This window comes from Brevibacillus fortis (assembly GCF_003013395.1).
Classification (GTDB): Bacteria; Bacillota; Bacilli; order Brevibacillales; family Brevibacillaceae; genus Brevibacillus; species Brevibacillus fortis.
On sequence record NZ_PXZM01000010.1, the window covers coordinates 113,016 to 126,799 of the forward strand.

10 protein-coding genes are annotated in these 13,784 nt (G+C 47.6%); 7 read left to right on the plus strand and 3 right to left on the minus strand.

The genetic code is table 11. The features are described from left to right. Positions 1–187: 187 nt before the first annotated feature. On the minus strand, positions 188–2,476 hold the full coding sequence (locus C7R93_RS07445) for an S-layer homology domain-containing protein (protein ID WP_106838217.1): 2,289 nt from the start codon (positions 2,474–2,476) through the stop codon (positions 188–190). A gap of 230 nt (positions 2,477–2,706) precedes the next feature. Between C7R93_RS07445 and C7R93_RS07450 the strand changes: the two genes are divergently transcribed. The 7 genes from C7R93_RS07450 (at position 2,707) to C7R93_RS07485 (ending at position 11,232) form a co-directional block, all read left to right on the plus strand. Beyond that, positions 2,707–3,288: a histidine phosphatase family protein gene (locus C7R93_RS07450; protein WP_106838218.1), complete on the plus strand. Its 582-nt coding sequence runs from the start codon at positions 2,707–2,709 to the stop codon at positions 3,286–3,288. Positions 3,289–3,326: 38 nt separating this feature from the next. Next, entirely contained in the window at positions 3,327–5,567 is a 2,241-nt protein-coding gene (locus C7R93_RS07455) for a sensor domain-containing diguanylate cyclase (protein ID WP_106838219.1), read from the plus strand. 66 nt (positions 5,568–5,633) lie between these two features. Continuing rightward, entirely contained in the window at positions 5,634–6,632 is a 999-nt protein-coding gene (locus tag C7R93_RS07460) for an MBL fold metallo-hydrolase (protein ID WP_106838220.1), read from the plus strand. Between the two features lie 127 nt (positions 6,633–6,759). Continuing rightward, positions 6,760–7,668, plus strand: coding sequence for a hypothetical protein (locus C7R93_RS07465; RefSeq protein ID WP_106838221.1), 909 nt, complete (start codon positions 6,760–6,762; stop codon positions 7,666–7,668). A 259-nt stretch (positions 7,669–7,927) separates the two neighbouring features. Next, on the plus strand, positions 7,928–8,530 hold the full coding sequence (gene refZ, locus C7R93_RS07475) for a forespore capture DNA-binding protein RefZ (RefSeq protein WP_106838222.1): 603 nt from the start codon (positions 7,928–7,930) through the stop codon (positions 8,528–8,530). Between the two features lie 48 nt (positions 8,531–8,578). Continuing rightward, positions 8,579–11,026, plus strand: a complete 2,448-nt coding sequence (locus tag C7R93_RS07480; protein ID WP_106838223.1) for a septation ring formation regulator EzrA — start codon at positions 8,579–8,581, stop codon at positions 11,024–11,026. After that, on the plus strand, positions 11,023–11,232 hold the full coding sequence (locus C7R93_RS07485; RefSeq protein ID WP_106838224.1) for a hypothetical protein: 210 nt from the start codon (positions 11,023–11,025) through the stop codon (positions 11,230–11,232). The genes C7R93_RS07480 and C7R93_RS07485 overlap by 4 nt, the downstream gene beginning before the upstream one ends. 236 nt (positions 11,233–11,468) lie before the next feature. Here the strand turns inward: C7R93_RS07485 and C7R93_RS07490 are convergent, their stop codons facing one another. After that, positions 11,469–12,770: a BaiN/RdsA family NAD(P)/FAD-dependent oxidoreductase gene (locus tag C7R93_RS07490; RefSeq protein WP_167402440.1), complete on the minus strand. Its 1,302-nt coding sequence runs from the start codon at positions 12,768–12,770 to the stop codon at positions 11,469–11,471. 78 nt (positions 12,771–12,848) lie between these two features. Beyond that, a complete protein-coding gene (locus tag C7R93_RS07495; RefSeq protein ID WP_106838226.1) occupies positions 12,849–13,688 on the minus strand; it encodes a GNAT family N-acetyltransferase in 840 nt (279 codons plus the stop codon). Positions 13,689–13,784 lie beyond the last annotated feature (96 nt).

The following is a 13,784-nucleotide window of genomic DNA, read 5'->3' on the forward strand; positions in this document are numbered from 1 at the left end:
CTCACAGATGTTCAGCCGCAGTCTGTCAAGGGAGGGAACTAAGAGGGTACATCCTTCCGTTTTTACCTACAATCAATGCTACCCTGTACACATACATTCAATAATACTAGGCGAGATATAGCAAAGTCAAGGGAAAAGAAGAGCGCCATCCGCCGCAAGAAGTGGGATGGATGGCGCTTTTTGGGTATTATTTTCGCAACAAAGTAGCCGTACTGTCTGGATTATCCCGTTTTTCGAGGAAACGGGTAAAGGTAATGGCTGCATCTGCACGAGGGACAAGGCTTTGCGGCTGGAACTTTTGTTTGTCAGTCGGCACGATACCGAGTGTAGTCGCGATGACGATCGAACCGCGGTACTTCGAATTGGCAATGTCTGAGAGCTCAGATTGGAACATGCCAGGGAAGTCCGTCAGTTTTTTGTAACCGAGTGCACGAACAATCATATCCGCGAGCTCTTCACGTGTAATCGTCTCATTTGGGTTCAGCTTGGAAGCATTTTTATCGAGAAGTCCGCGATCAACAGCACCTTCTACGGCTGAAAAGTAGCGCGAACCATTTGCCACATCGCTATAAGTGGCCTTGCGTTCCAGAGAGTACTGTGGATAGTGTCTGCCTTGGTTGAGACTGATCATGAGCATTTCAATCATTTCGCCACGTGTGATTGGTTTTTGCGGCATAATATTGCCGTTTTCAAGCGATAGTGCGTCGTATTCGTACATCAACGAGAGTTCCTTCTCCGCTGGATGACCCTTCAAATCGGCAGGAGCCGGACGATGCAGCGCAATCGTTTTGCCAGTAGAGGTAGAGCTCCACTCGCCTGTTATAGCGTCAAGGTAATAAGGCTGCTCAAACGGCGTCATTGTCGCGCGATAGACGATCTTGGCCGTTCGCTTCGGTGTGTAGGAAGGCTGCTCTTTTGCACGTTTGGCATCCTCAGGAGTAAGAGGAACGAGGGCGTATACTTCCTCTGCTTTTGTCTCAGTCCACCACTTCTCGCTCGCTTCGGCAGCAGGCAGATGCTTGGGAACTTGTGTCGGGTATGTTTCGCTGCCCAATTCAGCACTGTAATTCAACAGATCGCCTGTTTCTATGTCAAACGTGAAGTAGGCAGAGCCGCTAGCTGCAGCTATTCCATTGATAAAACGCTCAAATCGGATCTGCTGCCGCTCGGAATCAACAGGTTGGTTTTCGATTTCCTCTTCAATAGGCTCTGTCCAGTAAAGCTGGTGGGCCATGGTTGGCGCCAAATCACGAATCGTTTCCATCGCTTTTGCCTTGAATTTTTCTATGTCTGGTTTTTTAGAAGCGGTTGTTTTTTCTTTATGGCTACGGAAGTCCTTGTTTAATCGGTAGATGTCCCCGGTTACAGCATCCACGGAGACATATGCAAAGCCGTCTTCGCTTTTACCTTTTTCGCCGAATTCGAGATCCCAGACAGGACGATTGCCGCGGTAGTCTCTTTCGTTGTAATTGGCAGAACGAAGCTCATAGTTGGACAAATTCAATGCTTTCGATGCCCATTGTACAGCTTCCTCCTGAGAGAGCGGTTGTCCGCTGCGGCGTGCAGGGAGGGCTTTGCTGCTAACAGGCTCAGGATCTTTCGTTGGTTGATACGGGGTCAACGATTGTGTCAATGGTTTGCCAGTCTCCGCATCCATGTAGAATGTGAAGGGATTCATATACCCTAAAGATGGCTTGGTATTTTGAGTTTCCACCCGATCCCACGGCAGCAGGTAAATTGGTTTTGGATTCGCTTGTTCTTTAAACAGTTTCTCGGCTTCTTCTTCTGAGATTTTCGTATCCGTGTCCTCGAAAGTCACGTCGTTCCAAGACAGAGAATAGTTGGTCACTTTGCCAGAAGCATCTACCGTGATATCTGCGCCGTTGTCAGGAAAGAGAATGCCGTCCACGTCACGAACAAAGCGGAAATTATAGTAAACTTCCGAGTTCAGCGGCGTTTTTGGCTCTGGCATATCGCGCGTATACAGTCTTGTTTCCGATGCTTTTCCTGCATTGTTTTTCTCGAAAAAGCGCTTCGCCTGTTCTTGCGCCTCTGTATAGGAAATGTGTTTTGCATAGGGAAGCTGGGATGCTTCCTGCTCTTGATGCGAATAGGAAGTCAGCTCGCCTGTATTGGCGTGGATACTGACGCTATAGGATAGAAGGGTTCTACCATTTTCTGGATCTTTCTTCACCCAACTAAACGACCATTCCGGAAATGGGCGCCAGCTATCCGCTGAACGAAATGACACATTCTGCACCGTCATCCCGGCGGTAGGAACTATTTTTGTAGCAAGAGCCAAGGCTGCTTCCTTGGACAGCTTTGCTTTGGCTTGTGCCACAGAGTCAGCTTGCGCCACAGTAGTCGCCATTTTATTGGTACTCACAAGAGGTGATTGTGCATGCGCTTGAGCGACAGGCAGCAACAGACTGGCAGATAGAACAAAAGAGCTAGACCGAATGATCCATGGTTTCATAGGAACCCCTCCAACGATGTCATATTCTTCTTATCACCTCTGACGAGAGGAAGTAAAAGATCGTTTCAGAGAAATTTCGTAAAAAAAAGTGTCCAGTATTTGCAGAAAGGAATGAAATATAGGAATTTTGTACCAAATGTTTTTTTATCAATCTAGAATTGTGAACATGCATCTTATATAATAAGAAATACTATCCATAGAATACGTAAACGGTAAGGAGATAAAGCGTTTTGGAAACCATCATGTATCTCATTCGTCATGGAGAGACGGAGTGGAATCAGGTTCGTCGTATACAAGGCCACAGTGACATCGCATTGAACGAGCTCGGGGTACGTCAGGCCAAGCAAGTAGCAGACAGGTTTCAAGGCGAGACGATTCACGCTTTTTATTCGAGTGATCTTAGCCGCGCACACGATACGGCTGCCAAGATTGCTGGAAACTTCCAATCCTCTGTTTCTACGCGGACAACCTTGCGGGAGCGCTGCTATGGGGAGTGGGAGGGGCTCACCTATGAAGAAATACGTGAGCGATTTGAAAATCAGGATGAAGCCTCTTGTGGAATTGAGACATTTGAAGACATGCAGCGTCGAGCTGTAGCTGCCATGACAGAAATAGCAGGGAGCCATCTAGGTGAGGCGATTGTCGTGGTCTCGCATGGGGGTCTCATTAATAGCTTTTTGCATTATGTGACGGTGGGAGAACAAGGAACGGGTATCACACGAATCGATAATACTGGTATTACGATATTTCGGTATGTCGATCGCAGGTGGGAAGTTCTATCCGTTAATGATACAGACCATTTGAAAGCTTGAGAAAATGCTGAGAGAGGGAGTTTCTCGTGTCAAGTAAAATGTTGGGGAAGTTAAAGACGGTCTTTTCCTACACGGCCCATTTTATCTTACAATCTTGGCCGGAAAAGCGCCCAGGCATCCTTTTCTTGACAGATTCCGGGGGCCGCGTAATCAACTTCATGGAAATGCAGGTTGGTCCATCTCGGAATTCTCAAGGGCTTACCCTGCAACACGATGTATCGATTGGCAAAGTCTTTGATTTTATTTTGGAGGCACTTTCTTCCAAAGAGATTGTGGTCAATACGAGAAGTGAAACAAACAACGTGTGTGGAGCCTTTCCTTTGTGTGAAGACGATGGAAGGGTTCGTGCTGTCATTGGGATCATAGCGCCCAATGACCAAATTCCATTCGATTTGTCATCCTATATGCGCGGGCTAGAGCCGTTGATTCGCATGGGATATGATGCTTATATTCAACACGTCACAAGCCAGATTGTCATGGATTTGACGCTGCATGATACGACCAAAGAACTGCTGCAAAGCTTGACGGGTCAGATCAGTGACATTATCCAAAAAGGCTATTGTTCGGCTGTTAAGCTCGCGGACAACGCCACGTTGATTCCGCAGGAGAGTGTAACAACGCAGGAGGCCGAAGCTGGACAATCCCACATAGCCCAACTGGTCTCGAGATTCGGTACGACGCAAATCATGCCTTCCATTTTGGATGACCACAGGCTTGTCGTCGTTCCTGTCTCCTTGAACCAAACGCCGCTCTACGCCCTGTTTTTGCATCTGCCACCTGAAGAGACAGATTGCGTGTACGATGAACGGGATGTTGCTTTTTTGCAGGAAGTAGGCGCAAAGGCAAGCTGTGCGCTTTGGCGTTCGATCATGTCGGACGACCTGCGTCGTGAAGCGGGCAAAAAAGATTTGTTGTATCAGTTGATGTCAAAGATTCAGGCCTCGATTGATGTGAATGATGTGTTACATGAAATCGTGACGAGCATTCCCAGCCTTTATCCGTACTTGTCGGCAGAGCTTTTCCTGACGGTTGAACCCAATGCAACCACCCCGGTCAAACAGCTTTCTTTTCAAGAAGTAGAGCCGTCTACCAGTACCAAGGCCTATTTGGAAGGGCGTCTCATTGCCGAAGAAGTGGGAGAAGGGGAGCAGCAGGTGACGGTGATCGCAGCGCCACTCTTGGGCAAGCAAGGCATTTACGGAGTTTTGCAAGTGTCGTCCGATCAGCGAATCACCTTGAATCAGCATGAAAAGGATTACATCTCGATCTTGGCGGATACTGCTGGCACTGCGTTTGAAAACGCCCAGCTCTATCAGCAATCGCGCAATTTGATTCGAGAATTACGTTTGATTAACGAGATGGCACGTCAGTTGAACAGAAGTCTTGATTTAAAGGAAATTCTTGATTTTGTTACGACGATGATGCGGGCTACCTTTGATGCAGAGTTTTGTGCTATTTTGCGAAAAACGCCAGGAGAGGATTGCTTCGATGTGCTCTCTTCCTCCATTCCAGCGTTCAATGGCATGGCGATCGATGCTACAGAAAAGCCATTTCAGCAAATCTTACAAAACAAGCAGGCATTGTTACTAGCTCAACCAGGGGCGGGACCGCTTCCTTTCTCGCTCTTTTCATGTTGTTCCTTCATGGGTGTTCCGCTCGTTGTCGAGGGTGAAATTAGCGGGGTACTTTTAGTCGCAGATTCCCGGTATCATTTTTTTAGTTTTGACGACTACAAACTCCTCGAAATATTTGGCCAGCACGCGAGCTTGGCAATGACCAACGCGGTCCTGCATAATGAAATGGAACGGATGGTCATTACGGATAATTTGACAGGCCTATACACGAGAAGGTATTTGAATGAACGAGTGAGAGGATCATTACAAAAAGACAACTACGGCTCGTTGATCTTGATCGATATTGATTATTTTAAAACGGTGAATGATACATTTGGCCATCAGGTAGGGGACGAGGTACTGATTCAAGTCGCCAATCTGATTCGACATAGCATCCGAGACAGTGATATTGCGGCAAGATGGGGCGGAGAGGAACTCGCTGTTTATTTGCCGCGTGTGGACAAAAACACCGCGCATTCCGTGGCAGAGCGCATACGGGAATGCGTCGAGCAAGAGACGTCCCCACAGGTCACGATCTCGTGCGGACTAGCGAAATGGAACAGGGATATGGATGTAGACCTGAGTGTAGAAGCGCTGTTCCATCAAGCAGATGTTGCTTTGTATGAAGCCAAAAATTCAGGTAGAAATCAAGTTGTTCTCGCCTAGAGCCAAAACAATGGCTCTTTTCTCTTTTCGGAAAAAAAGGCAAAAAACTTGAGGGGTAGATAAAAAATGGCAACGAACGATGGCAAGCAAACGATCGCGACCCAAGTAGCACCTGATATTTTTTGTCTGGAAATACCCACACCTTTTGATGTGGGGGCAGTAAACGTCTACTTGCTAAAAGGGGAGCGCTTGACCTTGATTGATGTGGGCCCATTGACCGACGATGCGTGGGCAGCCTTGACAGATGGCTTAGAATCGATTGGCGTAAGCGTGGAAGATATCGATCAAGTCATACTGACGCATCATCATGTGGATCATTGCGGTCAGTTAGAAAAAGTACGGGAACGATCAGGAGCGAAAACGTTTGCCCATCCGCAGGCAACACCTTATGTACAGCAGGATGAGCAGTTTATGATTTTTCATGATCAGTTTTTTGAAGAGTTGTACATCCAGAGCGGTGTACCAGAAAAGATGATGGTCATTATCTCGAAATTTCACAAGCTGATGAAGAAGTTTTCTGCGCCAAGTCAGATTGACTTCCACCTGAAGCATGAGCAAAAGGTACCGTACTTGGAGGACTGGCAGGTACTGTATACGCCGGGACATAGCCAAAGCCATCTGTCGTTGTATCGGGAAAAGGATCAAGTCATGATTGGTGGAGACCATATCATCAAGCGAATTTCATCCAATGCCTTCATTGAACCACCCCGGAATCGCTCGAGTACAAGACCACTGACCTTGATCCAATACCGTACAGCGTTGCAAATGTGTGCGGACATGGAGATCGAGCAAGTCCTCAGCGGACACGGTGAACCGGTTTACAACCATCGAGAGCTCATACTCACTCGTCTGCAAAAGAACTGGGAGAGAACAGATACGCTCCGCAGGCTTCTTGCAGATGGAGAAAAGACTGCTTTTGAACTGAATGCTTTCCTTTTTCCGACCTTGTACCAAAAAGAATTGCCATTGACGCTATCCGAGACTTTGGGGCACATCGATTTGTTAATGATTCTCCATCAGATTGAAGTGAGAGAGCAGGATCGCATCTTGTATTACCACCTGTAAAACCTGATCGTACAAGAGAGGCTTGCAAGTAGAATAAGCCTATTCCTCCCCGGAAACGCTAAAAGGGACTATTACCCTGGGACGCTACATGAGGCTGAACCAGGGTAGCCGAGGGAGGGAAGCATCTATGCAGAAGTATTGGACCATTTGCGTGATGGCTCTTGTGTGTACAGTTGTTGTAGGTGGCTGTAATCAAATGAGTGTGAAGCAGGATGCGAATACAACGTTTGAGCAGGTACGTGACAAGTTTGATGGGCAGAAATCGTATGCCTTCTACGGGCAAACCAAGCTGTTGACGGCGAATAGTGCCAATGCGAACCTGGTTAACTTTTCGGGCAGAAAAGATGGAGAGGCTGTTTACATGAACGTGAAGCTCTCAGTCCCAGAAGAAAACAGAGTGGACAACTTATCCTTGCTGCGACAAGGGGACAAGCTGTATACCAAGCATGGACAAAACGAAAGCTGGAAACATGTCGCGGGGGATAGTCCGGCCTTGCATCAAGAAATGAACAACTGGAATCCCATCGCCTCCTTTCAGCAAATCGACGAAATGAAAAGAAACGTCCGGATGCTGCCTGATGAGAATCCAAAAGACGATTTTGAAGCGCTCGGAGTCGTATTGGATTCTGCCAAACTAAAGAGCTGGCTTGTTGCCCAAATGCAAGAACAAACAAAGTCGGGAGCAAGAGTCCAATCGATAGCAGGGCGAGAGAAACCCTACATACCGAAGCTAAAGATAGCAATGTCACTCTCTGAAGGCAATTGGAGAGGAACGCCTGCACACCGTTCTGGACCCACGATTCAATCCAAGAATAAGGTGGATATAAGCGAGCTCGTGAACCAGATGGAAGTGGAGGCAGAGTACACGATTCACTACAACAAAAAAACGATGCTCCCCACGAACATGACGATGTCGATTCGATCTTCGTACGATTTGAACGATCAGCGCGTAAAAGAGCATACGCAAGTAGAAACGTATTTGCAGCAATATGGAGCTGTGGTCCCCATCACAGCTCCAACGGAAAAAAGCAAATAAGGAGTAAGAGTAATCAGGTGAGACGTTCCTCTTGCAAAACAGACAAGGAGCGTCTTTTTTTTCTGTCAGGGAAAATTGCAAAGTTGAGGTAACTTGTTCGATGCTTTTTACGTACTTCTTATGTGGATGAAAATCTATGCGAGAGCGGTTTTTTTCGATGGAATCAGCATTGTGAGAAGGAATACCGGAAAACATTGTCGAACATACAACAAGACTATCTTTTTTCGTCGAATAATCTGTACAATGGGAAAGATGCCTGATGGATCAGACGAAAATGCGTATTTTGTCCGCAGCTGCGAAGCTTTTTGATGTTCATGGCTACAAAGGGACCTCCGTAAGACAAATTGCCTCTGTTGCTCAAGTAAATTCCGCGCTGATTTCCTATCACTTTGAAGGGAAGCAAGGAGTCCTGGAGACGCTGATTGCTTCTTACTTTGAGACGTTGTTTCGCCTTTTGGAAGAACTGGAAAACGAGCAGGAAAACATCCCTGCCTATCAACGACTGGAACAAATTGTGCAGCTGTATTTGCGATTTCAATGTGAGCATGCGCCTATCACGCGTTTGATTCACCGTGAGCTGAGCGTAGAATCCATGCTTGCACGTGAAGTGATGACGCTATATATGAGCCGATGGAAGCACGGGCTTTCGCGTGTGATCGAGGGCGGTGTCATCTCGGGCGAGTTTTTGCCCATTTCTATTGATCGTACAGTGCTGGCTATGACGAGCCAGATGATATATCCATTTTTGCAACCACAAATGGTTCGCCAGGTCTATGATCTGGAGCCATCTTCCGAGGAGTTCGTCCAATGGCTGCAAACCTCGATCATGTGTTATCTGCGAGGTTCTTTGCTGCCCGCTTAGGCGTGGCCTTCTCCCAATGAATGATTCTAGTAAGGGGATGTATGACAAGTGAAACGAAAATTATTCATGCTCTGTCTGGCAGGCATGTTGTTATATACGAATCCGGCCTATGCGACGCCGTTTCCAGATAAAAAAGAGGAAGTTGTTCAGGACGCTGACAACTATTTGAAAAAAGAAGACAGGACAGCCTTTGCAAATTCATTGAACGGCATACCAGGCAGCTACAAAGTCGTTGTAGTGGAAAGCACTGCACCGGAAGCTGAATCTCCTGATATCTACGCGCAAAAGCTGTTTGACAATTACAATTTGGCCGACGATGCCTTGATGATCGTACTCGACATAAACACCGAGCAGTTGGGGATTTATGCCGGCCCTGCTTTGCAGGCAAAAGGTGCCACGATGGCATTGCTGCATGACAAGATCGTGTCTTTCTATGAACCATTCAAAACACAAAAGCAGTATTTGACCGGGATTCAGACGCTAATTACGGACGTAAACCAAGAGCTTAGTCGTATAGAAAGCAAGCAAGCAGCAGCAAAACCGGGTGCGACCGACGCTAGTAAAGCGGGAGAGAGCGAAAGCAGTGGCGCTCTCGGTGGCATTCCATGGTGGATCTATTTGGTGGGAGCGGTATTTGCAGGGCTATCGATCAGCTTGATTTATGCGATGATCAGACGCCGGGCTATTTTTGCCCAAGTAGATGATGTAGAGGATTGGAAGGAAGAACTCGTTGAGAAGATCAGTGTCATCGAGGTGGAAAAACCGCTTCGCCGTTCCAGCGGCATGACAGAAGTACGTTACCACCACTTGGCTGACAAAAAAGAAAATCTGTTGCGTATTCGCATCCCTGATGTGGAAATGATGATTCTCGATGCTGAAGAGGCTTGCGATCGCTTCCGCTTTACGCTGGCGCTTGGCATGCTGAATGAGGCGAGAGAGGCCATTTCGAAAATTGAGGAAGAGCTGAATGAGCTAAAAACGGACACTTCCAAAGTGGCAGTAACCAAACAAGAAAACAAGGTTGTTGTTCCTGAGATCGGAAAGCAAGTGGAGCAGATGGAACGACGCTTGTCCGATTTGCGTCTGGAGTACGGTTTGTCTTTCCATGAGCTGAAAGCATCGCTCGATGAAGTAGACACGATGCGAAAACTCGTAAAAACTGCGCGGGCGGCAGGGGACGACATTGCGGCGTACGAAACCACACAAAAAGCGCAGCAAGTGCTGGAGCAGGTAGGACAAGCGATGGAACTCATTCCAAAGCTTGTGCAACGCGTGAAAAAAGAAATGCCGGAAGAATTTAAGCATCTGGAAGAAGGAATTGAGCAGGCCGTTCGTGACGGCTTTGATTTAAAACAGGATTCCATGGACAATGCTCTCTTGCAGGCGAAGCAATTGGTCACGTCCGCGAAAAGTGCTTTGGAAGAGGGCAGCCTGGAAATGGTTCTGACCCATGTCAAGGCGTTCGAAGTGCTCATTGATACGACTTATCAAGCTATAGAAGATGGCGTTCTTGCTAGTGATGAAGCAGCAGCGACGATACATGTAGACGTTGAGCCGCCAACAGAAGTGAATCAAGGTAATGAAGAAGCAGAATTTATGCAGGTGGAAAAGAAAGCAGAAGTAGTAGAGGCTGATCCGGATGATTCACGACAGCAAGTAGCTGCGACATCCGCGCCTGTGGAGCAGGAAATTCATACTCCTGAGCCGACTCCAACTAGCGAGACGGAGCATTCCACCAGCAAAGCAGATCTTGAAAATCCGCTTCCTCTCCAGCAGACGAAGGTGGCTGAAGAGAGAACGGGGCGAGGAAAATCCTCAGAACTGAGTGAAGCCGAGCGTTCCGTTCTGTTGCAAGCGATTCCCCAGCTTTTCAATAAAAAAGCACAAAAGCCTGCTCCAGTAGTCAAAGCTGAGGAGCCTGCGTACGAAGAAGAAGAGTATGAACTGGTCATGCCGAAGAGTCAGCCTGAACCGGAAGAAATGATTCAGGAAGAAGAAGAGCAAGCGTATTTGGTCATCGAAACGGAAGACGATGCGCTGGACGAGCTGGAGCGAATTTCTAACACATTAGTCCGCGTTCGTCAGCAAATTAAGCGCAGCTACTTGCCTGGGATTCCTGATCACTTGAAATACATGTTTGAAGAAGTCGTGCAAACGTTGGGCCGCGTGCAAACGATCATGGTTCAGTACCGCTATGATCTGGAAGAGGTGGCCATGCTGATTCAGGACGCGAGTGATCTGGTCAGCGAAACAGAACGGATGGCAGAACGCATCATCACTACTTGTCAGATGGCAGAGGGTGCCATTCAGTATACAAACCGTTATCGCCGCCAAAATCGCCAGGTCAATGAGTTGTTGACGAAGGCAGAGATATCGTTTCGACAACTGGCTTTCGCAGAAGCCTATCAGCTTGCCGAGGAGGCCCGTCTGGTAATCGAAGGCGCACCAGTCGAAGAGGAAAACCGATGGCTTCTCCGTCGTAAGAAAAAGGGATGAGCCAGATGATAGTCTTTCCTCTCTTCTTACTGGCAGTTGGGCTTCTCGTCATGGTACAACCGCGTACAAAACGTTGGCAATCGCGGATGAACGCCTATTTTCAAGGAGACGAAAGGCGAGTGAAGCAACGTGCCAACACGTTTTTTCTGTTGGGTCTAGCCTTTGTGTTCGCAGGATTTGCGTATTTGTTCCGCCTTGTCGGATAAACCAATAATCAATGATAAAGCACCTGCTATGAAAAGATGGACTTGTCTTCTTTTGTAGCAGGTGCTTTTTGCTGGGCAAAAAAAAGAAGCATCGCTCACGCAGGCGATGCTCCATCTAGGAAGATAAAGGGAGTAAGGTTGTTAAACCAGCACATTACAACTAGGGGGGAGTAATGTGCTGGTTTCTCTTTCATGAAAAGAGAACCTGATTTATAGTTTCCCCAATCCCACTTGATCTAAACGTCATTCTCGTAAAAAAATTCGAATGCTTCCTGCGCACTATGTGTACCCGCAGAATGGCCGGATGAGAAGGCGATGGTGATGTTGTATCCACCGGTATGGGCGTGGACGTCCATGACCTCTCCAGCAAAATACAAGCCATCCATGAGCTTGGATCTCATGGAGCGTGGATCAATCTCTTTTACGCTTACACCGCCACCTGTAATAAATGCTTCTTCAAGAGAGAGCGTCCCCGTAATGGTGAGTGGAAACGATTTGATCAAGCTCGTGAACTTGCTCCACTCCTGTTTCTTCATATGGCTGTAGGTTGTTTCTTCCGAAATCCCTGCCAACTCAAGCAAGAGCGGAATAATCCGTTCGGGAAGGAAGCCTTTGATGGCATTTTTTACTGCCTTTTTCGGCTGATCCTCAATCAACTGCCAGCTTTCCCCTGTGATTTCCTCTGCCGTTTTGTCAGGCATGAGATCGATCGTCAGAGAAAGAGGAACCGCTCCGTATTTTCGTTGTGACACAGAGACATAATGTCCCATGCGAAGGGAGGCGGGGCCTGATATTCCGAAGTGAGTGAAGATCATATCGCCTTCCTGCGTATTGATCTTTTTCCCATTGGGCGCATACAAGGTCATCGTAATATCACGCAGCGACAGACCCTGGATCGATTTATCGCGAATAAAAGAGTCATTGGCTGTAAGCGGTACTTCCGTAGGATACAGCTCAGTGATTGTATGCCCGGCTGCTTTCGCCCATGCATAGCCATCGCCTGTAGACCCTGTCTGTGGTACTGAACAGCCCCCAACGGCAATAATCACACAAGGCGCGGTGATTTTCTCACCGGATTGGAGCATGATGCCACCGACTCTGCCTTCTGAATAGAGAACTTCTTTTACAGCGGCATTTACATGTATGGTGGCACCTCTGCTCTTCAACAAGTCAATCAACGCTTGGGCGACTGTCACTGCTTTATCTGTGACGGGAAACATGCGGCCCCGATCTTCTTCTTTTAACGCGACACCCATCTCCTCGAAAAACTGGATAATCTCTCGGTTGCCGAATTGGGTGAGAGCACTGTACATGAAACGGCCATTTCCCGGCATTTGTTTGATTAATTCATCTTGTTCCTTGGCATTGGTTACATTGCAGCGACCGCCGCCAGATATGATGAGCTTGCGTCCGAGTTTCGAGCCTTTTTCCACGAGACAGACTCTTGCTCCTTGGCCAGAAGCGGCAATAGCGGACATCAGCCCAGAGGGACCGCCGCCTATGATGATAACGTCATAATTGTATTGTGATCGATTCATTTCATTCTCGTCCTTTGTTGTATAGGGTTGGGCAACATCCATTTTACCACATACCGCCCACCCGTCGCGCAATTCTAGCTAGGATAGAGAGGACGAGGCACCTAAAATATCAGTCAACGGTTGCTTTTCTAAGACGTAACGAACGGTGGATTGACCACGGAGGACATTCGTGACGACGTATCCTTTAGCAAAATAGGCCGTGAACAATTCGCTCGTCATTTCTCGCCACAAGGAAGCGACACTCATATCTGCTCGTTTTACATCCTGGAAGAAGGCAGGGACAGGCAGTAGCACCATAGGCTCTTCGCATGACATATCTATTTCGATAGGATGTGGAATGCCATCCTTGAGTTCTAAACGCAATAGGTCTGGCGCCTGGTTGAAAGATGGAGTAGAGCTCTTCCCAGACTGACGCAACTCCACACGATTACTACCGATTAACCATTCAACGAGGAAACGGTCTGTCGGCAGTCCTCGATTGAAGTCGTCATCGAGTTGTCCGTAGCAGTTTGGTAAATAAGTACGAACGATACCGCCAAGCTTGGCGATGTTCAGAACACCGTTTACGGTTTCAAGCGGATCATACGTCCATGTAATTTTGGAATAGCCTGCAGCTGCCGCTTCTTCTTTTTGCAGCCATTTCATTTGTACACCTAGCCCTTGCTTGCGATACTCTGGCAAAAAGCCGAGCATGTGTGAGCAAAGATGGGATTCTCCGTTAGTGAAGCCTGGGAAGCTGTACAAAAAGCCGATCATTTCCTCGTCATCGAAGGCCCCTAAAAACAAACCGCCAAACTTTTGCATGGTGAGTGTCATATGGTGGGGAATAGCACTAGAAGGGTCCCATATTTTCCCCTCCATTTCTTCTAATTGCTCAATTTCACTGAATTCGGTCAACTTTCGTAACGTGATTGCCATCTGCTTTTTCCTCCTCAAACGATTCGTGTTTTTTTCTTCATTCGGGACAAGCTCTTGCATTCCTGCTTGTGAGTAGTTGCGTCTGAATACACCCTC